The following is a 20171-nucleotide window of genomic DNA, read 5'->3' as shown; positions in this document are numbered from 1 at the left end:
CCTCAGGAGAAATGACAAAAAGACTTTTAAATCCCGCTGTGCCGACAAAAGGGGTTGTCTGGACAGGTCATGTTCAATAGTCGCCTCGCTTGCGAAATGCCCAGCGGCCAGCAATCAACGTGAAGGTGGCGACCAGCGCCACCAGGATCCAGAAGCCCTCGGGATCGCTGGCCAGCGGCACGCCACCGACGTTCATGCCAAAGAAACCGGCAATGATGTTGATGGGCAACGCCAATACCGTGACCACCGTCAGGGTGAACAGGGTGCGGTTGCTTTGTTCGTTGAGGTTGGCGGCGATTTCTTCCTGGAGCAGTTTGATCCGTTCGCTCAACGCGGTGAGGTCGTTGATGATCAGGGCGAATTCCTCGGTGGATTTGCGCAGTTCCTTGACATCTTCTTTCTGCAACCATTGCGGCGGGCGGTTGAGCAGGCGTAGCAATGAGCCCGGCTCCAAGGCCAGCAAGCGCTGCAGGCGCACCAGTACCCGGCGGTTGCTGCCCAGCTCGGCGCGGTTGGTGGACAGCCGCGAGGACAGCAACTGATCTTCGACCTGATCGACGCTCAGGCTGGTCTTGCGCACGATCTGGGTCAGCACTTCGCCTTGGTCGCGCAGCAAGTGCACGAGTAATTCCACTGGCGAGCGAAAGCACTCGCCGGCCTTCACCGACGAGCGCAGTTTGTCGACCGAGTGCAAAGGTTGCAGGCGCGCGCTGACAATCAATCGACTGTGCACGCAAACCCATAAGGTGGAGACATCCGAGGACACCAGGTTGCTGAGGTTGAACACGACATCGTTCACCACGGCCAGCAACGCCGAGTCGACATGCTCGATGCGGGTCGAGCGCGAGCCTTCGTGCAAGGCTTCGAAAAACTCCTGGGGCAGGGCCAGGTGACTTTTCATCCAGCGCTCGCACGCCGCGTGGGCCAGGTTCAGGTGCAGCCAGAGGAACTCATCCGTGTCTTGCGGGTGTTGCAGGCTCCGTAAGGCCTGGGCCGAATCGATCTCCTGGCCGCGCTCGCCGGGGTTGAAACGAAAACCATAAAGCAGGCCGAACAGATCCGGATCGCGGTGGCTTTGATCGATGCTGTGGTTCATGAAATCTCGCTGGCGGGAAGTGCCTGTCGCGGCTACAGGTTCACTTGAACGTCATCTTCGCAAGCTTTCTTGATGGTTTTGTGACAGTTCCCTTCACGCCGCCAAGCGGGTGCTACCGGCGGTCGCCAAGGCTCAAGAATGCCCCAGACAGGCCGATGGTATGTGCATATCCCCCCCGTATTCGGGTTGCGACGCGGTGTGTTGCGGACATGGAGGTCGGGACGTCGTTCCTGTTCTCCTTGCTTAGAGATTGCTCCCCATGATTCTACAAAAATCCCTTCGAGCCCAGATTCTCGCTCTGTTGAGCGGCAGCTTGCTGGCGATGTTGCTGATCGCCTTGGCGTCCTTTCATTTCCTTTCCAATGGTGTCCAGAGCTATCGCAACCTGATCGATGGACCGTTGCGTGCTTCGCAGTTGATCGATGAGGCCAACCTGCAGTTCAAGGTGCAGGTGCAGGAATGGAAAAACGTCCTGCTGCGCGGCAAGCAGCCGGCGGACCTGGATAAATACTGGAAGCAGTTCGAGGAGCGTCAGCGTGATGTCCAAGACATCCTTGGCCAATTGAGCGGGCGTGAGGGTGTGCCGGCGGCAATCAAGACGCGCATCGAGGCCCTGCGCGATGAGCATCATCAGTTGGGCGCTGCCTACCAAAAGGGCCGTGACGCATTTGTCGCCTCCGGTGGCGATGCGGCGGCGGGCGATGCGGCGGTCAAGGGCGTGGACCGCGCGGCCAGTGAGCAAATGAGTACGCTGGTGGTAGAACTGCGCAAGCTGGGCACCGAGCAATCGACGCTGATCAGCGCCAGCGCCGATCGCACGATTATGCTGGGCACCGTGATCATGCTGGTGTCGGGCGTACTGATCGGACTGTTCAGCCTGTGGCTGGTCAATCGCAACCTGGTTCAACCGATCCGTAACCTGATCGACTACGTGACCCGACTCAGTCATGGGCGTTTCGCCGAACGTGTGACGAGCAACCGTCAGGACGAGCTGGGCAACCTGGCAGTAGCGGCCAACACATTGCGCGATTTCCTGGCCGAAACCTTTACTCGCCTGCAACGCAGTGCCACGGAGCTGGACAGTGCCAGCGGTGAGCTCAATGCCATCGCCAGCCTGATGAGCCAGGGCACCAGCGAGCAATTCGAACGCACCGATCAGGTGGCGACGGCGATGAACGAAATGTCCGCCACGGCCCAGGAAGTGGCCCGTCATGCCGCCGACGCGGCGCGGGCAGCCGATGACGCCGATCAATCGGCGCAACAGGGCGAGAAGGTCATGCAGGGGACCATCCACACCATCACCCGGATGCGCGGCGAGATCGCCAACACGGCCACGGTCATCCGTCAGTTGGAAACCGACAGCGGGCGCATCGGCAAGGTGTTGGAGGTGATCCGCGGGATCGCCGAACAGACCAACCTGCTGGCCCTCAATGCTGCCATCGAAGCCGCGCGGGCCGGGGAGGCGGGTCGCGGTTTCGCGGTGGTCGCCGATGAGGTACGCAGCCTGGCACAACGCACGGCCTCGTCTATCATCGAGATCAACCAGATTATCCAGACTGTACAAACGGGGGCGGTGGACGCCGCTCAAGCCATTGAGAGCGGGCAGTCGCGCAGCGAAGAAAGTGTGGAGCAAGTGACCCAGGCCGGTGTGATGCTCGAACGCATCACCCAGGCTGTCGAAGCGATTCGCGACATGAACCGCCAGATCGCCACCGCAGCCGAAGAGCAGACTTCCGTGGCCGAAGACATTTCCCGCAACCTGACTGAAATCACCTGTATTGCCAGCACTAACCTGGACAATGTGCAGCGCACCGAAGCCGCCAGTCGGGATCTGCATGGCTTGTCGGGGCAGTTGAATGAAGTGACGGCGCGGTTGAGTGCCTGACGGTCGTTCGCGACAGTGATGGATAAACGCAAAAGAGCCGCGCAACCCTAAGGTTGCGCGGCTCTTTTTATTAATGCATCAGGTGTCTTGCTTGTTGCTCAAGACTTTGCCGGTCGTGGCATCGAAATCAACATCGAACTCTTTGCCGTCGGCGGTTTTCAATTCGACTTCATATTCATAACCGTTGAAGTGGTTATCCAGGTCAGTGTCGGTGATGGTGGCGCCCGGGTGCAACTTCAGGGCTTCTTCGTTCATCGATTCAAGGGACTTGATCTTGCCTTCCTTGACCAATTGAGGAATCTGATCGACGCGAACATCCGCCTGGGCCAGGCCGGCAGTCAGGGTCAGGGCAGCAGCGGTAAACAAGGCAGTCAACGTTTTCATAAGTTCTTTCCTGGGTGTCGTTAAGGGTGAGTCGTTTAAGTGGGCTCAGATTATCTGTGGCAACTTAATTCACCCTTAATTCGGAAAACTTGCAGCGACTGCACCGCTCCGGCCCTGATTCCTCAGTAACCGTTCTCCTCCAATAGTTGCGCCACACTGCCTGTTTCGGGACGCTTGAAGTACTTGAGCAACTCACTGGCACGGTTGGTGAAAATGCCATCCACGCCGGCATCCATCACTTTCTTGAAGTCCACCGGCTCATCCACAGTGTAGACATGCACCAGCAGACCTTGGTCATGGGTGTACTGGTTCATCCACGGCTGCACCAGGTCCGAATAACTCTGGCTGCCGCCATGGGTCAACATCGCCGAAGGACCGGTGCCGATGGCGCCCTGGGCCTTGGCGTACTGAATCCATTTTTCGAATTCAGCCTTGTCCTTGGGTTCCTGCTTGGCGTAATAGGCGGCTTTGTCCGTTTCGCCGGACTCGGCAAAAGGCACCTTGGACTTGGGCTCGATGTTGCCTTCGCCCACCCACAACAGCAGGATTTTCGGCACCTTCGGCATCTCTTTGTGCAGCAGTTCGAGACTGCTCTTTTCAAAGGTCTGCAAGACCACTTTGCCCTTGCCCTGGCCAACACCGGTGGCGCGCTTGGCCAGTTTGGACCCGGCGGGGCTCAGCCAACCGCGGTCCTGCAATTTGTCCTTCAGGTCGCGTTCGATACCGGGGAACAGCTTCGGCTCCTTGGTTTCGATGTACAGCCCGGGTTTTTGCTGTGGGTTGCCTTCGGCGATGTTGATCACTTCGTCGAGGGTCAGGATTTTCAAGCCTGTGAACGAAGGACGCGCGCGGTCCGGGTAAGCGGTGTTGAACCAACTGCCAGCATCGAGGGTTTTGAGCTCCGCCATGGTGAATTCGTTGGCGGTACTGTCCTTGCGCTCGGGGAACTTGACCGCGACGTCCGTGGTGCGCAGCAGGCTGTCGTCATGCAGGACGAACAACACACCGTCCTTGCTGCGTTGCAGGTCCAGTTCCAGGTAGTCGGCGCCCAGGTCGCGGGCCAGCTTGTAGGCGGCAGCGGTGGATTCCGGCGCGTCGAACGAGGCGCCGCGATGGGCGATCACGGCGGGGTGCGGAATCCCCTGGAGGGCCGCCAGGGCCTTGGGGCTAGGGGCCTCGGACGCTTGGGTCTGGCCGAAGCCGAGCAACAGGCTCAGCATCAAGGCGGTGCGGGTGAAGATGACAGGCATGCTCGAAATCCTTTCGTAGGTGTATGCAAAAACCTATCTTTTAACAACTGAACGCTGTCGGCGCTATCGCCATACCGACATAAACTTGTGCAAAGAAGATTTTTCCCACGCATTTCCAGGCCGCTTTGCAGTACCCTTGCCCGCATCAGTTTCCCCGGCAGAGGGAAACCTTAAATCCTTTTCCGCTTGCCCTGCGTGTAAACCATCGATCAGACGTCCTGAGGGACGCATCCATGAGGTTTACCATGCGCACCACTTCGACATTCATCTGCCAGGCCGCCGATCAGCTCAAGGGTTTTGTCGGCCTGAACCGCAAGACCGGTCAATACATCGTACGTTTCAGCGAAGACGCCTTCGGCATGGACGTGGCCGACGACGGCATCATCCCCACCTGCGAATTTGTCTGGGCTCCCGTGGCGGACGGCACCATGGCCCTCAAGCGTGAGCGGATCCAGTTGTTGCTGGACCAGCACATCGACGACCGGATCAACCTTTGCGAACCTTTGCGGGTGTACATGGCCCGCAGCGACCTGCCGGAAATCGTGGCGGTGCGGCAGTTGGTGGAAGGCTGAGCCGCAATCTCGAATTGAGCAAGAGCCCCTGTGGGAGCAAGGCTTGCCCGCGATGGCGGCGGCACATTCAGCATTGCAGCAAGCTGACCGACCGCCATCGCGAGCAAGCTCAGCTCCCACAGGGGAGGCTGAAGACAAGGTCTGTGAACACCTCGAGATTCAGTGTGGGAGCAAGGCTTGCCCGCGATGGCGGCGGCACATTCAGCATTGCAGCAAGCTGACCGACCGCCATCGCGAGCAAGCTCAGCTCCCACAGGGGAGGCTGAAGGCAAGGTCTGTGAACACCTCGAGATTCAGTGTGGGAGCGGGCTTGCCCGCGAAGACGGTGGCACATTCAACATCGCAGCAAGCTGACCGACCGCCATCGCGAGCAAGCTCAGCTCCCACAGGGGAGTTGTGCTGAAGGCAAGGCAAGGTCTGTGAACACCTCGAGATTCAGTGTGGGAGCAAGGCTTGCCCGCGATGGCGGCGGCACATCCAGCATCGCAGCAAGCTGACCGACCGCTATCGCGAGCAAGCTCAGCTCCCACAGGGGATTTGTGCTGAAGGCAAGGTCTGTGAACACCCAGCTCCCCCATCAGGTTTTGTATCCTGGCATCAGGTTTGGCGTCGGAACGCATAATCGCGTTCGACCTTGCACACCCGCGTATGGCAATGGGTATACCAGGTGGAGCGGCCGCGCTCGCGGATCGCGCTGTGTTCGGGATGCTGCTTCCAGGCCAGGATCGCCGCTTCGCTGTTCCAATAGGACACGGTGATGCCCAAGCCATCTTCGCCGCGCGCCGATTCGACGCCGAGAAACCCCGGTTGTTCTTTAGCCAATGCCAGCATGCGTTCGGCGGCTTCGGCGTAGCCTTGGTCCCCCTCAGTGCGCAGTGACGTGAAAATCACGGCGTAGTAGGGGGCGCTCATGACGTTGTCCTGGCGCAGGCTTCGACAAACGCGCTGACCAGCGGCGGCACGCGCCCTTCCAACGCAGCACGTTCGGGCTGGAATAGCGTGGCGACAAAGAACGGATGGTCCAGCAACTCTACCGCTCGCAGGCCGCCGGCCGAGTCCCGGGCCACGGCGTGCAGGCGCTGATTGAACAAATCCTTTTCAAAATCCGGGTTGACCCCGAAGCGGCAATGGTAGCCCTCGAATACCATCAGACGACCATAGGCCTTGGCAATCAACGAGTCCGCCTCGAGCTGAAGGCTGTCGATGGTTTCGACCAAGGCGCAGCTCAGCGGCGTCAGCAGCGCCCGTTCAGCCTCGGGATCGGTTTCGCCATGGGCGGCGTCGGCCCAACCCATCACGTTGCGGGCATATTCCAGCACGGCATGTTGAAAACCACCGCAGGTGCCCAGGAAAGGGCGACGCTGTTCGCGGGCAAAACGAATCGCCTGCAAGGCGCCGTTTTCGTTTCGGTAGGGGCTGCCGGGCACGCACCAGATACCGTCGAAATCCTCCAGCACTGCGTTGTCGGCGATGAGCGGCGTTGCCAGCCATTGGACGTGAACGGCATGGCCGGTTTGCCCGCCGCCCAGCTCAATTGCGATGGGGATCGCGCGGTGAGCGGTGATATGTGGGTCGTGGTCGCCGACCAGGGCGATGTTTAAAGGACGTTGTTTTTCCATGAGAGGCTCGCCACTTGTTGATTCCTGGTCGCCACTATAGATTGGCGCTCACGCAATCAATATTGGCGTTTATCCAAGTGATTAATGCAGCGACGCACTATCGTCTGGACTATCCCGACCTGTCCCTGATCCTCGCGCTGGTTCGTGGCGGTTCACTGGCCCGAGCTGCTCGACTGCTGCAGGTGGACGTGTCCACGGTGTTTCGTTCGGTACGTCGACTGGAGGCGGCCCTGGGTCAGCCTTTGTTCGAAAAAAGCCGTTCCGGGTACTTGCCCACGAGTCTTGCCCAGGCATTGGCCGAACAAGCCGAGCGCGCCGAGCAGGCCTTGGAGGCGGCGCGGGTGGGGGTGGAGCAGGGCGGCGAGGTCATCAGCGGGACGGTACGCCTGACGTGCAGCGACTCGGTCCTGCAAGCGTTGTTGCTGCCTGCGCTGGCGCGCTTCATGCCCGCTTATCCGGCGTTGACTCTTGAGCTGAGCACCTCGAACGACTTCGCCAACCTGAGCCGCCGCGATGCCGACATTGCGTTGCGCCTGACCCGTACACCGCCGGAACACCTGGTCGGTCGAAAGCTGGGCAACGTGGCTTACCGGGTATGTGCCAGTGCCACGTACCTGCGTTCGGCGGATGCGATTGACCTGGCCGCCATGACCTGGATCGCGCCGGACGATTTCCTCCCGGACCACCCCACCGTGGCCTGGCGCCGCCAGCATCTACCCGGCGTGGTGCCCGCCTATCGCTGCAACAGCATGCTCTCTGTCACCGAACTGGTGCGAGCCGGCTTGGGTGTGGCGGCGCTGCCGGACTTTCTGATCGATGAACACCAGGGCCTGATGCCCCTTGGCGAACCGCTGGAGGGGTACGACACGGCCCTGTGGCTCCTGACCCGCCCAGACTGCCGGGCCTTGCGCTCGGTGGTGACCTTGTTCGATGAGCTGGGTCGCCATCTGCGCTGGCGCTGACTTTTAACGGGAAGGGTGTGCATGACGCAATGGATGACAGTCCCCCAACGGTTATAGTGCCTTGAGCACCAGCCCTTGGCAGAGAACACCACGATGACGAAGTCTTCCACCCCCAACCCCGTTGACCATTTGCGTTTTCATCGCCCTCACGCGCATCTGGCGCCGACCTTTGGCAATGACCGTTTTGCGCTGAGGGCGGAGGCGTTCGCGCGTTTTTTCGGAACGCCGATGTTCCTCGGCGCGCAAACTTTGATCGTGCTGATATGGATCAGCCTGAACCTGGTGGGCGTCTTTCATTTCGACGCTTACCCGTTCATTTTGCTGAACCTGGCGTTCAGCCTGCAGTCGGCCTATGCCGCGCCGTTGATTCTGCTGGCGCAAACTCGCCAGGCCGCTCGGGACAAAGCCCAGGCGGAAGCCGATGCCCTGCATCGTGAGGCCTTGGCCATTGCCAACAGCGAGCGTCAGGCCCAGGCCGCGCAGAATACCGCGCAGTTGCTCGAATTGTTGGAGCAGAACACCCGTCTGACGGAAATGACCAAGGTATTGACCGAGCGTATCGACAACTTGACCACTGAAATGCACAAGAAGGTCGTGCACAACCCATCAATGCAGTAGCCCTTCATTCCTGGACTTGTTGATCAGGCCTGGTAACGGCTCAGGAACATGTCGAGGGCCGATTCGATCACCTGGGCCTGCTCATCCTGGGTCAGGCTGGGTTGCCCCATCGAAACCTGCGGCCAGAAGGCGAACGTCTTGAGCAGCCCATGCATTTGCTGGGCGGCAAATGCCGGTTCCACGGGTTTCAAGCGGCCATCGGCCTGGGCTTGGCGAATCCAGGTCGTCAGGCTTTCTTCACGCTGGCCCATGCGCGACACCATGTCCTGGGCTCGCTCGGGAGAGTGGATGGTTGCGGCGATGGCGATGCGCGCCAGGTCGAGGAAGTTCTCGTCCGCCAGCATGTTCAGTTTGGCTTGCAGCAACGTTTGAAGCTGTTCCCGTAGCGGCTTTTGCGGGCTGTAGGGCAGGTCCTGTTCTGCAGTAATGCTGTTCCATAACCGATTCAGAATTTCGGCAAACAACGCTTCCTTGCTCGGGAAATGGTTATACACCGTGCGCTTCGATACGCCGGCAGTCGCCGCGATCTTGTCCATGCTGGTGATCTCGAAACCGCTGCTACGGAATTCAGCAATCGCCGCCTGGAGGATGGCTTCGCGTTTTCGCTCGGTAAGGCGCTGCGGTACGGTCATGGGCAATTCGTCGGTTGAAAGGAGAGAACTTGCACTCGGAAGTTTACTTGCTCCCGGGATTCATGCAATCTAGAAACTACACCGAGTGGTGTAGTTTTCGAGTCAAGCGGCTGAGCGTGCATGCAACGGCCATCCAGCGTCCCACAACGGCGAAGCGCAATTGCGACGACGTCCCTGGAGTTATCGCACCATGACCATTCCTTCTCTTTCTACCGACAATCCATCTGCCCATGACGCATCCCTGCATGAACAGGGTAAATATCGCAATCATGCCTTCACGCCTCGGGAAGGTCTTGGCACCACCCTGCGCATCATCTGGAACATGATCTTCCACAAGCCGCGCACCACCCGGCCTGCGGGCGCCATCGAGGTTCAAGCGCTGACGCGCGCGGCGCTGCTGGCGGCGCCGAACAACAGCGTATTCCGTCTCGGTCATTCCACCGTATTGCTCAAGCTGCGGGACAAATTCTGGCTGACAGACCCGGTGTTCGCCGACCGCGCCTCACCCGTTCAATGGGCCGGCCCTAAGCGTTTTCATCAACCGCCCATCAGCCTGGAAGAGTTGCCGCCGATCGAAGCGGTGATCCTTTCCCATGATCATTACGATCACCTCGATTATCAGGCCATCCTCAATCTGGCAGCCAAGACCCGCCACTTCCTGGCGCCCCTGGGCGTGGGCGACACCCTGATCAAATGGGGCGTCGACGCCAGCAAGGTGCGTCAGCTGGATTGGTGGCAAGGTACCGAGGTGGACGGTATCGAGTTCGTTGCCACGCCTTCCCAGCATTTTTCCGGGCGTGGCCTGTTCGACAGCAACAGCACCTTGTGGGCCTCGTGGGTGATGATCGATGGCGCCACGCGAATTTTCTTCAGCGGCGACACCGGCTACTTCGAGGGTTTCAAACGCATCGGCGAGCGATATGGCCCCTTTAACCTGACCCTGATGGAAACCGGCGCCTATAACGTCGATTGGCCCCACGTCCACATGCAGCCGGAGCAGACCCTGCAGGCTCATATCGATCTCAAGGGCCGTTGGCTGCTGCCGATCCACAACGGTACGTTCGACCTGGCGATGCATGCCTGGTATGAACCCTTCGATCGCATCCTGGCCCTGGCCTGGGAGCGCAATGTTTGCATTGCCACGCCACAAATGGGCGAGGCATTCACCCTGACGCAGCCGCAACGTGGCCGCGCCTGGTGGTTGGACGTGGAACCCTCGGCGTACCAGGACCAGGCTGGTATCGCCTAGCACTCACAGGATTGTCGTTATTCAATCATCGCGTAATCGGAGCGCCCCATCGGGTCCGGCGTCGCGCCCTTGATGTTCATGCCGCGCCCCGGTGCGAAGCCGGGGAAGAACACCAGGCCTTCGGCCTCCAGGCGAAACGCCAGGGCCAGGCGAGTCACATCGAGCAACTCGCCTCCGGCCTCGAAGCGGCGGATGGCCTGGACCGAGACACCGGATTGGCGGGACAGCTCCTCGACGCTCCAGCCCAGCATGGCGCGCGCCTGTGCACTGTGAGCAGGGGTGAATTGATAGACAGCGATGCGTTCCAGGGTGGTTTTGATTGCAAGAGAGGCCATGGGGGGCTCCAAAGCTGTGGGATTAAAAAAACACTGTGTTTTTGTACAGTTGTTTTGAATCCCGATCAATCTCATTTTTTTGATCAATGACCGGCGGTCTTCTCCAGCCAGGCGCTCGGGGCGTGGCCCAGTACGCGACGAAACATCGTGGAGAAAGCCGCAGGGCTGTCGTAGCCCAGGTCCAGGGCGATTCGGGTCACTGAGTTGCCGATGGCCAATCGGGACAATGCCGACATCACGCAGGCTTGTTGTCGCCATCGACTGAAACTCAACCCGGTTTGCTGGCTGAACAGGCGATTGAATGAGCGCAAGCTGATATGCAACTGCGCCGCCCATTGCACGGGCGAGACGTGGGCGTCCGGGCGTTTCAGAAATGCCTGGCACAGGCCGAGCAGGCCCGGGTCTTGGGGCAGTGGAAGGTGCAACGGCAGATGGGCGCTGCGCAGCAGTTCGTGCAGCAGCAGATCGATCAACGCGCCATCGCGTCCAACCTCGTCGTAGTCCAGCGCAAGCTCCACGGCTTCCATCAGCAACTGGCGCATCAGGGGTGACACGCTGATGACCTGGCAACGGGCGTCCATGGCCGTTACCACAGCCGGTTCGATATACAAACTTCGAGTGCTGACGCCCAGCATCAGCACCTCATGGGCAACCCCGGGCGGGATCCACACTGCCCGTTGCGGCGGCACCACCCAATTGCCGTCCGCCGTGCTGACCTGCATCACCCCGGTGGCGCCATAGAGCAACTGCGCGCGGCGATGGCGATGCGATGGCAACACTTGTCCGTGAGCGTAATCGGTGCCAATGGCAACCACGGCCCTGGGTGTCGCATCCAATAAATCGATCGAAGTGTTGCGCATCGATGAGCCACTCGTGTCTGGCGTAAACGCGAACATTATTGGCCTGTTTGCTACAGCGGGCCAAGCTTCGCTGACCTATCGTGGGCGCCTCCTATTCCACGGATTCTCCTCGATGTTCTATGTATTGCTTGCCTGCTTCGGCTGCTTGAGTGGTGTGACGGCTGTGTTGTTCGGCTTCGGCGGCGGATTCGTTGTGGTGCCCTTGCTATACCGCATGCTCACCGCCAGCCACGGCGCTGACGACCCTATCGGCCAATCGGCGATGCACATCGCCGTGGCCACCTCGACCTGCGTGATGATCGTCAACGCGCTGATCGCCACCGCCAAGCATTACCGTGCCGGTAACCTCATTCGCCACTACGTGTGGCCGTTGGGCGGCTTCATCGGCCTGGGCGCTATTGTCGGCGCCGTTGCCGCGATGTGGGCGAGTAGCGAAATCATTCGCTATGCCTTCATCGTTTATCTAGGCGTGACCATTCTGGACTGCTTGTTCAGACGCGGTTTTCTGACACAGTCTGGCGCTGTAATCCCACGGCGATTGGGCAGGGCAGAGGTCTCAGCAGGCGGGATCAGCATCGGCGCCATTGCCACTTTTCTGGGCGTGGGTGGCAGTGTCATGACGGTGCCATTATTGCGCCGTTGCGGGTTGAACATGTCGCGCGCGACGTCCATGGCTAACCCGTTGAGTTTGCCGGTTGCGGTGGCCGGGACACTGACCTACATGGCCATGGCCGGGTTTACCGAGTTTGATTTGGGGCAGTGGTTTGTGGGTTACGTCGACTTGATGGCCTTCGCTGTGCTGACACTCGGCGCGTTAGTGGGGATTCGTCTGGCAACGCCGTGGATCGGGCGGATACCCGATCGGTTGCATGCGTGGGTGTATGTGGGGTTATTGCTGGTGGTAATGGGCGGAATGTCGCTGGGATAGGGTTGCTATTTACCTACCAACCCCGGCGCCTCCCGAACAATGAAGTGATCCAGGTTCTCGATATTGGCACTGAACACCCCGAACGTTTCTTCGGGGTTCTTCTTGCTCGGCACCTGTTTCAACTCCGGCGTCACGCCATAAAAGAAGCAATACAACGGCGCATCGCTGTCGACGGCATGCTTGATCTCTGCCAGGAACGCCTTGCGCTTGCGGTAGTTGTCGATCAGCTTCTTGCTCAGGTAAACGTTGACCGAGTAGGGCTTCTTCTTCGCCTCGTCCGGTTGCTTGAACCAGATCTTTGCTTCGAAATCGATGCGAAAGCTTTGCGTGTAATCCTTTATCTCCTTGATCTTGCCCCAGTAAATCAAGCCCTTGTTGTCCTGCAAGTACTCGATCTTCTTGAAGAACGATCCATAGGGCGCGGTGTGCTCGCCAATCTTCAACAGCTTGCGCTTGAGCAGGTCCTTGTCTGTGAAGTTCGACACAAAACACTCCACCGGGTGGGCGAAGACGCTGGTCTTGTCGGGTGTCGAATCATGGGCGGAGTGGGCGTCATCACCATGGGACGATACGGAGGGGGACGTAGGCCGAGTCGCTGCTTCAACGTCCTTCGACGGATCGGACGGTTTACGCACGTACTGACGTCGAGTCAGCAACAGCTCCGACGGAAAATGCTCCTCGCGGTCGTCATCCGTTTCCGCCTCGCCACTCTGCGCACCCAACCCCGGCGTTTTCGGACTGACGTAAGGGCAGCCCTCGATATGCTGGGTCGTTGGTTGATTCTTGAAATGTGGCGTGCGGATGTAATTGACGTTCTTGGCGTTGAACGTCGTCAGCCGATTGTCCTCATCAAACGCCGCCCGACAGGCATCGTTGGGGCACTGAAAGCGCTCCTTGGCCGAATCGAAGGCCATGGTCTCGTCGAAATTCAGATCCCGAACGTCATAGATCGAAAGCTTGGCATCGAGGCTGAGGCAGTAGGCGGTGTCGAATTTCATCGGGGCTCGGGTCCATGAGAGGAAGTGTATTAATACCGAAGGACGCGGCGGGCTGCACCCAAAGTTTCAACACACCACAAACCCCCTGTGGGAGCGAGCCTGCTCGCGATTCCCAAAACCAACCCCGCCATCAAACCTGCCACCTATCGGCGCCCTGACACCAACCTGTGGCGAGGGGATTTATCCCCGCTGGGCTGCGTAGCAGCCCCGGTTTTACGGCCCCAAACTCGGATAAATCGGTATCATAATGCCGGTTATAGCTCAACCTTTCAGATAACCGGCAATATATTGCCGGAAGCAGTAAATGGGAAACTTCTATGAAAGAGAGCATCGGTGAACGGCGCAGGGAAATCATTAGAGTGGTGATCACCAAGACCGGCAAGCCTTATCTGGAGGCGCGCAAGCCTGGGCGGTTGAAGGGGAAGATTCGGATGTCGGCGGATTTCGACCGCACCCCCGAGGACATCATCGATGGTTTTGAGGGCCGGCTCTGAGTGCAGACGAGTCTTCCTGATCTGAGATTTCAGTAGGCACCTCAGCCATGCAGGCCTCGTCAAACTCTCGCATAGTGGCCTTGTCGATAGCGCCGATTTTCAGCAGCGCTTCGGCCGAGCTGTGAATCGATTCGAAGGCCTCACTTTTGATTTCTTTCGTCATTGCATATCCCCATATGTCCTTTTTCGTCCAACAAAAACTGGGCGTTTCCCGCAACCACTATTCCACACTGCCAAAGCGTGGGCCCCCCGCGATCTTCAAAACAACGCAGCAACCAAGCACTACACCAATCTGTGACTTGACACCTGTGGCGAGGGAGCTTGCTCCCGCTGGGCTGCGCAGCAGCCCCAATTCAATATTCCCAACAAAAAACCGCCGCCCGAACACGGACGACGGCTTCCGATTGAATCTCAGAACCCTCGCAAAATACGAGAAGCTCTCCGCCACCAGGATTCATGCTGACTAAACGGATCATCCACCAGCACCGCCGGCATATCCCGCAAGCGAATCCATGGCTCATCCTGCCAGTGCAACATGCAGAGCGACATCTTTGGCCAATCCAACACGCTCAACGTAGGCCGCTCCACCTTATGCGAGTGGCGCTCATCCCGCAGGGTTGGCACTATCTGATGCGTGATCCACTCACGCAGCAATCGATACTCAGGGCAGTAGTGATAAACCAGCAATGCATAGACGCCCGACTCGCTCAGCATCAGACGCTCTTCAGTCAAACCGTGGACATGCACGAGCATCATCCGGCGCTGATCAGGGTCAAGCTTGCGTGTCATGCGCTCATCAAGGTGCTTGCTCATAAAGCGACCCAAATCTGAGGCACTGAACCAAGCTTGGTTTTCAACCAAGAGGGTATGCAGATGGAGGTTGTGACGGGTGAAAACCGCCGGAATGTAAGCATCAGGCATGATGGGTCTCCGAGGTATACGGAGAGCAGAGCAGCGTTCTTGTGGGCATAACCACCTCTACGTTCGAAGGTTAGCGGCGCGAGCCCGACGTAGAGGATGCAAGAAAAATCCCAACAAGCTATTGCCCTGCACAGAATGACTAATGTCCTTAGACAGTACGCGGTTCTATGTTTGGCGATTAGCTACTACGTTGGGCGTTTCTTAGGCACCTGTGACTAAGATAGGTAACGAGACGATACGGCGTCAATGCGGAAAGATTCTGAGTTTTTCGTAGGGTAAAGGTAGTGTGCCGGTCCCAGAGTTAAACGCAGTTTTGGTCCTGTAGAAATACAAAAACCCCGTTTTCACGGGGTTTTTAGTTATGCGTGGAGCCTAGGATTTTTCTTTCGGATCAATCCCAGCTCAAAGCCCCACCGGTCTGATACTCAATCACGCGCGTCTCAAAGAAGTTCTTCTCTTTCTTCAAGTCCATGATCTCGCTCATCCAAGGGAACGGGTTAGTCGTACCTGGATACTCTTCCTTCAACCCAATCTGCGACAAACGACGGTTAGCGATGAACTTGAGGTAGTCCTCCATCATCGCCGCGTTCATGCCCAGCACGCCGCGAGGCATGGTGTCGCGGGCGTATTCGATCTCCAGTTGGGTCCCTTGCAGGATCATCTGGGTCGCTTCTTCCTTCATCTCGGCATCCCACAGGTGTGGGTTTTCGATTTTGATCTGGTTGATCACGTCGATGCCGAAGTTCAGGTGCATGGATTCGTCGCGCAGGATGTACTGGAACTGCTCGGCGACGCCGGTCATTTTGTTGCGGCGGCCCATGGAAAGGATCTGGGTGAAGCCGCAGTAGAAGAAGATGCCTTCCAGGACGCAGTAGTAAGCGATCAGGTTGCGCAGCAACTCTTTGTCGGTGTCCGGGGTGCCGGTTTCGAACTTCGGATCGGAGATCGAACGGGTGTATTTCAGGCCCCAGGCGGCTTTTTTCGCGACCGATGGGATCTCGTGGTACATGTTGAAGATCTCGCCTTCATCCATGGCCAGCGATTCGATGCAGTACTGGTAGGCGTGGGTGTGGATCGCCTCTTCGAACGCCTGGCGCAGGATGTACTGGCGGCATTCCGGGTTGGTGATCAGGCGGTACACGGCCAGGACCAGGTTGTTGGCAACCAGGGAGTCGGCGGTGGAGAAGAAGCCCAGGTTGCGCATCACGATGCGGCGCTCGTCGTCGGTCAGGCCTTCCGGGTTTTTCCAGAGGGCGATGTCGGCGGTCATGTTGACTTCTTGCGGCATCCAGTGGTTTGCGCAGCCGTCCAGGTACTTCTGCCAGGCCCAGTCGTATTTGAATGGCACGAGCTGGTTGAGGTCCGCGCGGCAGTTGATCATGCGCTTTTCATCGACGGCGACACGGGCGGAGGCGCCTTCGAGTTCGGCGAGGCCTTCGGCAACGTCGAGTTTGTCGAGGGCGGCCTTGGCGCGAATGATCGCGGCCGAGTCGCTGGCCGTCACGGCCCGGGCTTCGAGGGCGGCGGCACCGCCGGCGCTGTCGAGGCGGTCCATGTTGGCTTCAGAAGCGTGGCCGGCGTTGGCGCCTTTTACAGCAACTTCGCCGTCTTCTTTGTCGAATTCGTCCCAGCTCAGCATGACGTGTCGTCTCCTGCGTGAGGGCCAGATGCCCGATGAAGGCCTACTGGCCGCGGTGGATCTTGGAAAAATCGTTTGTTGCAGCAGCTGACGCAGGCAATAAACAGAAAAATGTACGGGTCATTCCGGAGCGGCTGTGAACGCGAGGAGGCGATTGGCCTCTGCGTGGGCTCCAGGTTGGCGTGATCCCCTGTAAGGGAATATTGCAGGCCCGTTTAAGGCGGCATTATAAGGACTTTTTTGCCTACGTGCTGCGACGAAATAGCTCACAGAAGGGGGCGCGGGCGGCATATCCGCGTGGGAGCGAGGGTTTACAAGGCTTTGGCCGCTGAAGATTTTTTTTGCATGGAGCGGATCGCGGTTTTTTTTGATCAAAAAACCAGCGGTTTTTGCGGTTTTGCACTACATGTTGTGTTTGTGGAGGGTTTTCGGCGGTTCCAGACACAACCAGGCCCGATCGAAACCGGGCCATGGAAAATGTCAGTAATGATCAGCCGATGCGGGCTGAACGGGTGCGATCGTAGCCATCGGCGGCAACGGTAGCAGAGCCGGTGCGGCTGTAGCCGTCCTCTGCGACGGTAGCGGAGCCGGTGTGGTCGTAACCGTCTTCGGCGACGGCGGAGCCAGTGCGATCAAACCCGTCGGCGGCGAAGGTATTGGCGGCCAGTACGGACAGGGTCAAGGCCAGGATCAGGTTGGTTTTCATGGTGGTTGCTCCAAATTCCTTTATTAAGTCAATCAGCCGTTGGAGCAGCCGTTGCCCATGATGCTGTAGCGCAGGATGTGGCGCTGGCCTTTTGAATCTTCATATTCCATCTTCGCCGGGACCACTTCGCAGACGTTCGGGATCTCGCTCATGGAGATGACTTTGGCGATGTCCAAGTGGGTGGAGTAGGTGTACTCCTCAATGGCCGGTTTTTGCTGTGCAGCATCGGTCGGGGCCTCGTCTGCCATCGCGGTGGCGCAAAGGCTGCCGAGGACCAGAACCCATAAAGCTTTCATCTAATTCACCTTTCTTGAGGTCGAGTGGGGTCACGCAACCTTTTTAGGGTTGCGTGTGGAGCTGATTTTGGAAGTTTGATTAACGGCCTTCGTGGGGGCTGTGTTGCGCTAATCGTGTTTGCCGGTTGGCGAGGTGGATTTTAGAAGGTGAGGGTGGGCGCAAAAAGCCGTGGTTTTGATAAACACTGTTGGTTGATCTGGTAATAATCGCTGCAGATGGGGGGCTGTGCATCTATGTTGGATGTGCTGCCGTCATCGCGAGCAAGCTCGGCTCCCACTGACTCGGCTCCCACAGGCTCGGCTCTTACACAGGAAAATGCCGGCAGGCAGAGGCTTGCACGTTAGTACCGACATTTTGTAGGGACTTGTTACTACCATCGTCGAATGGTTCTATAGGCCCGCCCCGGGCTACAACGGGATCATACAAAAACAACTATTCACCGAGGTAAGAAAGATGAGTGCGGCTTCTGTGTATCCCGTTCGTCCCGAGGTTGCGGCCAATACGCTGACTGACGAGGCGACCTACAAGGCCATGTACCAGCAATCGGTCGTCAACCCCGACGGTTTCTGGCGCGAGCAGGCCAAGCGCCTCGATTGGATCAAGCCTTTCACCGCGGTGAAGCAGACGTCCTTCGACGATCACCATGTCGACATCAAGTGGTTCGCCGACGGCACCTTGAACGTTTCCTACAACTGCCTCGACCGTCACCTGGCCGAGCGCGGCGATCAAATTGCGATTATCTGGGAGGGCGATGACCCGGCCGAGAGTCGCAACATCACCTATCGCGAACTGCATGAGGAAGTCTGCAAGTTCGCCAACGCCCTGCGTGGCCAGGACGTGCACCGCGGCGACGTGGTGACCATCTACATGCCGATGATCCCTGAAGCCGTGGTCGCCATGCTGGCCTGTGCCCGGATCGGTGCGATTCACTCGGTGGTGTTCGGCGGTTTCTCGCCGGAAGCGCTGGCCGGCCGGATCATCGACTGCAAATCCAAAGTGGTGATCACCGCCGACGAAGGCGTTCGCGCCGGCAAGAAGATCCCGCTCAAGGCCAACGTCGATGACGCGCTGACCAACCCGGAAACCAGCAGCATCCAGAAAGTCATCGTGTGCAAGCGCACGGCTGGCAACATCAAGTGGAACCCGCACCGCGACATCTGGTACGAAGACCTGATGAAAGTGGCCGGCACCGTTTGCGCGCCGAAGGAAATGGGCGCCGAGGAAGCGCTGTTCATCCTCTACACCTCCGGTTCCACCGGCAAGCCCAAGGGCGTGCAGCACACCACGGCCGGCTACTTGTTGTACGCGGCGCTGACCCATGAGCGGGTGTTCGACTACAAGCCTGGCGAGGTCTACTGGTGCACCGCCGACGTAGGTTGGGTCACCGGCCACAGCTATATCGTCTACGGCCCGTTGGCCAATGGCGCGACCACGCTGCTGTTCGAAGGCGTGCCGAACTACCCGGACATTACTCGGGTGGCCAAGGTTATCGACAAGCACAAGGTCAACATCCTCTACACCGCGCCGACCGCCATCCGCGCGATGATGGCTTCGGGCACCGCCGCCGTCGAAGGTGCTGACGGCAGCAGCCTGCACCTGTTGGGTTCGGTGGGCGAGCCGATCAACCCGGAAGCCTGGGACTGGTACTACAAGAATGTTGGCAAGGAACGTTGCCCGATCGTCGACACTTGGTGGCAGACCGAAACCGGTGGCGTGCTGATCAGCCCGTTGCCAGGCGCCACGGCGTTGAAGCCAGGTTCGGCCACGCGTCCGTTCTTCGGTGTGGTGCCGGCGTTGGTGGACAACCTGGGCAACCTGATCGAAGGCGCCGCCGAAGGCAACCTGGTGATCCTCGATTCGTGGCCGGGCCAGGCGCGTACGCTATACGGCGACCATGACCGTTTTGTCGACACCTACTTCAAGACTTTCAGTGGCATGTACTTCACCGGTGACGGTGCGCGTCGCGACGAGGATGGCTACTACTGGATCACCGGTCGGGTGGATGACGTGCTCAACGTGTCCGGCCACCGCATGGGTACGGCAGAGATCGAGAGCGCCATGGTCGCCCACCCGAAAGTCGCCGAAGCGGCGGTGGTGGGTGTGCCGCACGACATCAAGGGGCAGGGCATCTATGTTTATGTCACCCTCAATGCCGGCGAAGAAACCAGCGAGGCCCTGCGCCTGGAGCTGAAGAACTGGGTGCGCAAGGAGATCGGTCCTATTGCTTCGCCGGACGTGATCCAGTGGGCGCCGGGGCTGCCGAAAACCCGTTCCGGCAAGATCATGCGCCGCATCCTGCGCAAGATCGCCACGGCGGAGTACGACGGGTTGGGTGATATCTCCACCCTGGCCGACCCGAGCGTGGTGGCGCATCTGATCGAGACGCACAAGACCATGAACGTTGCCTGACGGTAACCCGTAAAACCGAAAGCCCCGCCCGGCAGTGCCGAGCGGGGCTTTTTTATGGGTGCGGCGTGGCCCCTTGGGGAGAGGGATTTATTCCCGATTTGTGGGAGCAAGGCTTGCCCGCGATGCAGGCGATGCGGTCCTTCAGAAACCGAGGCGCCTGCATCGCGGGCAAGCTTTGCTCCCACAACTCAGCGAGTCTGGAGCAATCTGCGAATAAATATCGGCGTTTAAAGTAGGAGGTGTCTGAACGTTACCGGTTTTTCGAAATGTGTAACCAAAGGCGCCACAACGGGGCGATGTGAAACGCCAAGCCCCGT

The 20171-nt window shown here is 58.9% G+C and carries 22 protein-coding genes; 8 read left to right on the top strand and 14 right to left on the bottom strand.

What is annotated here, in order from left to right:
• Positions 1 to 73: 73 nt before the first annotated feature.
• A complete protein-coding gene (locus tag AC09SL_RS09770) occupies positions 74 to 1096 on the bottom strand; it encodes a transporter (protein WP_058543438.1) in 1023 nt (340 codons plus the stop codon).
• A 259-nt stretch (positions 1097 to 1355) separates the two neighbouring features.
• On the opposite strand from AC09SL_RS09770, the gene AC09SL_RS09765 reads away from it, so the two are divergent.
• Complete coding sequence (locus AC09SL_RS09765) at positions 1356 to 2981, top strand: methyl-accepting chemotaxis protein (protein WP_058543439.1); 1626 nt, start codon at positions 1356 to 1358, stop codon at positions 2979 to 2981.
• A gap of 78 nt (positions 2982 to 3059) precedes the next feature.
• Here the strand turns inward: AC09SL_RS09765 and AC09SL_RS09760 are convergent, their stop codons facing one another.
• The gene (locus AC09SL_RS09760; protein WP_018604552.1) at positions 3060 to 3365 is read right to left on the bottom strand and encodes a PepSY domain-containing protein; all 306 of its coding nucleotides are present in this window, start codon (positions 3363 to 3365) and stop codon (positions 3060 to 3062) included.
• 122 nt (positions 3366 to 3487) lie between these two features.
• Positions 3488 to 4615, bottom strand: a complete 1128-nt coding sequence (locus AC09SL_RS09755) for a glycerophosphodiester phosphodiesterase (RefSeq protein WP_058543440.1) — start codon at positions 4613 to 4615, stop codon at positions 3488 to 3490.
• 245 nt (positions 4616 to 4860) lie between these two features.
• On the opposite strand from AC09SL_RS09755, the gene AC09SL_RS09750 reads away from it, so the two are divergent.
• Positions 4861 to 5187, top strand: coding sequence for a DUF2025 family protein (locus AC09SL_RS09750; RefSeq protein WP_058543441.1), 327 nt, complete (start codon positions 4861 to 4863; stop codon positions 5185 to 5187).
• 597 nt (positions 5188 to 5784) lie between these two features.
• On the opposite strand, the gene AC09SL_RS09745 is transcribed toward AC09SL_RS09750, so the two are convergent.
• Together AC09SL_RS09745 and AC09SL_RS09740 are read right to left on the bottom strand one after the other, a co-directional pair.
• Positions 5785 to 6099, bottom strand: coding sequence for an antibiotic biosynthesis monooxygenase family protein (locus tag AC09SL_RS09745; protein WP_058543442.1), 315 nt, complete (start codon positions 6097 to 6099; stop codon positions 5785 to 5787).
• A complete protein-coding gene (locus tag AC09SL_RS09740; protein ID WP_058543443.1) occupies positions 6096 to 6806 on the bottom strand; it encodes a CTP synthase C-terminal region-related (seleno)protein in 711 nt (236 codons plus the stop codon). The genes AC09SL_RS09745 and AC09SL_RS09740 overlap by 4 nt, the downstream gene beginning before the upstream one ends.
• 14 nt (positions 6807 to 6820) lie before the next feature.
• Here AC09SL_RS09740 and AC09SL_RS09735 point away from each other — a divergent pair, with 14 nt between their 5' ends.
• The gene (locus tag AC09SL_RS09735) at positions 6821 to 7768 is read left to right on the top strand and encodes a LysR family transcriptional regulator (protein WP_058543444.1); all 948 of its coding nucleotides are present in this window, start codon (positions 6821 to 6823) and stop codon (positions 7766 to 7768) included.
• Positions 7769 to 7861: 93 nt separating this feature from the next.
• Positions 7862 to 8386 carry a DUF1003 domain-containing protein gene (locus AC09SL_RS09730; protein WP_058543445.1) on the top strand — a complete coding sequence of 175 codons (525 nt, stop codon included), beginning with the start codon at positions 7862 to 7864 and terminating at the stop codon, positions 8384 to 8386.
• Positions 8387 to 8409: 23 nt separating this feature from the next.
• Here AC09SL_RS09730 and AC09SL_RS09725 read toward each other — a convergent pair whose 3' ends face one another.
• Positions 8410 to 9018 (bottom strand): TetR/AcrR family transcriptional regulator, encoded by a 609-nt coding sequence (locus AC09SL_RS09725; protein ID WP_058543446.1) that lies wholly within the window; start codon positions 9016 to 9018, stop codon positions 8410 to 8412.
• Positions 9019 to 9208: 190 nt separating this feature from the next.
• Here AC09SL_RS09725 and AC09SL_RS09720 point away from each other — a divergent pair, with 190 nt between their 5' ends.
• Positions 9209 to 10267, top strand: coding sequence for an MBL fold metallo-hydrolase (locus AC09SL_RS09720; protein ID WP_058543447.1), 1059 nt, complete (start codon positions 9209 to 9211; stop codon positions 10265 to 10267).
• Positions 10268 to 10284: 17 nt separating this feature from the next.
• On the opposite strand, the gene AC09SL_RS09715 is transcribed toward AC09SL_RS09720, so the two are convergent.
• Positions 10285 to 10602, bottom strand: a complete 318-nt coding sequence (locus AC09SL_RS09715; RefSeq protein ID WP_003204826.1) for a helix-turn-helix domain-containing protein — start codon at positions 10600 to 10602, stop codon at positions 10285 to 10287.
• 83 nt (positions 10603 to 10685) lie between these two features.
• On the bottom strand, positions 10686 to 11462 hold the full coding sequence (locus AC09SL_RS09710; protein ID WP_058543448.1) for an AraC family transcriptional regulator: 777 nt from the start codon (positions 11460 to 11462) through the stop codon (positions 10686 to 10688).
• Positions 11463 to 11574: 112 nt separating this feature from the next.
• On the opposite strand from AC09SL_RS09710, the gene AC09SL_RS09705 reads away from it, so the two are divergent.
• Positions 11575 to 12390 (top strand): sulfite exporter TauE/SafE family protein, encoded by an 816-nt coding sequence (locus AC09SL_RS09705; protein WP_058543449.1) that lies wholly within the window; start codon positions 11575 to 11577, stop codon positions 12388 to 12390.
• Between the two features lie 5 nt (positions 12391 to 12395).
• Here AC09SL_RS09705 and AC09SL_RS09700 read toward each other — a convergent pair whose 3' ends face one another.
• A complete protein-coding gene (locus AC09SL_RS09700; protein WP_058543450.1) occupies positions 12396 to 13388 on the bottom strand; it encodes a hypothetical protein in 993 nt (330 codons plus the stop codon).
• Between the two features lie 317 nt (positions 13389 to 13705).
• Between AC09SL_RS09700 and AC09SL_RS09695 the strand changes: the two genes are divergently transcribed.
• A complete protein-coding gene (locus tag AC09SL_RS09695; protein ID WP_196764488.1) occupies positions 13706 to 13882 on the top strand; it encodes a hypothetical protein in 177 nt (58 codons plus the stop codon).
• Here the strand turns inward: AC09SL_RS09695 and AC09SL_RS09690 are convergent.
• The 5 genes from AC09SL_RS09690 to AC09SL_RS09670 all read right to left on the bottom strand — a co-directional run bounded on the left by AC09SL_RS09690 (position 13854) and on the right by AC09SL_RS09670 (position 17444).
• Positions 13854 to 14045, bottom strand: coding sequence for a DNA-binding protein (locus tag AC09SL_RS09690; RefSeq protein ID WP_081264499.1), 192 nt, complete (start codon positions 14043 to 14045; stop codon positions 13854 to 13856). The two genes, AC09SL_RS09695 and AC09SL_RS09690, sit on opposite strands and share 29 nt — an antisense overlap.
• A 248-nt stretch (positions 14046 to 14293) precedes the next feature.
• Entirely contained in the window at positions 14294 to 14803 is a 510-nt protein-coding gene (locus tag AC09SL_RS09685; RefSeq protein WP_058543451.1) for a BRO-N domain-containing protein, read from the bottom strand.
• 391 nt (positions 14804 to 15194) lie between these two features.
• Complete coding sequence (locus AC09SL_RS09680; protein ID WP_003204812.1) at positions 15195 to 16442, bottom strand: ribonucleotide-diphosphate reductase subunit beta; 1248 nt, start codon at positions 16440 to 16442, stop codon at positions 15195 to 15197.
• A gap of 490 nt (positions 16443 to 16932) precedes the next feature.
• Positions 16933 to 17148, bottom strand: a complete 216-nt coding sequence (locus AC09SL_RS09675; protein WP_058543452.1) for a hypothetical protein — start codon at positions 17146 to 17148, stop codon at positions 16933 to 16935.
• Positions 17149 to 17180: 32 nt separating this feature from the next.
• Entirely contained in the window at positions 17181 to 17444 is a 264-nt protein-coding gene (locus AC09SL_RS09670) for a DUF2790 domain-containing protein (protein WP_058543453.1), read from the bottom strand.
• A 454-nt stretch (positions 17445 to 17898) separates the two neighbouring features.
• Here AC09SL_RS09670 and acs point away from each other — a divergent pair, with 454 nt between their 5' ends.
• Complete coding sequence (acs, locus tag AC09SL_RS09665) at positions 17899 to 19854, top strand: acetate--CoA ligase (protein WP_058543454.1); 1956 nt, start codon at positions 17899 to 17901, stop codon at positions 19852 to 19854.
• Positions 19855 to 20171 lie beyond the last annotated feature (317 nt).

It is taken from the genome of Pseudomonas sp. PF05 (genome assembly GCF_056521845.1).
Note: the sequence above shows the minus strand (reverse complement) of the source record. Positions and strands in the feature narration are given on the sequence as shown.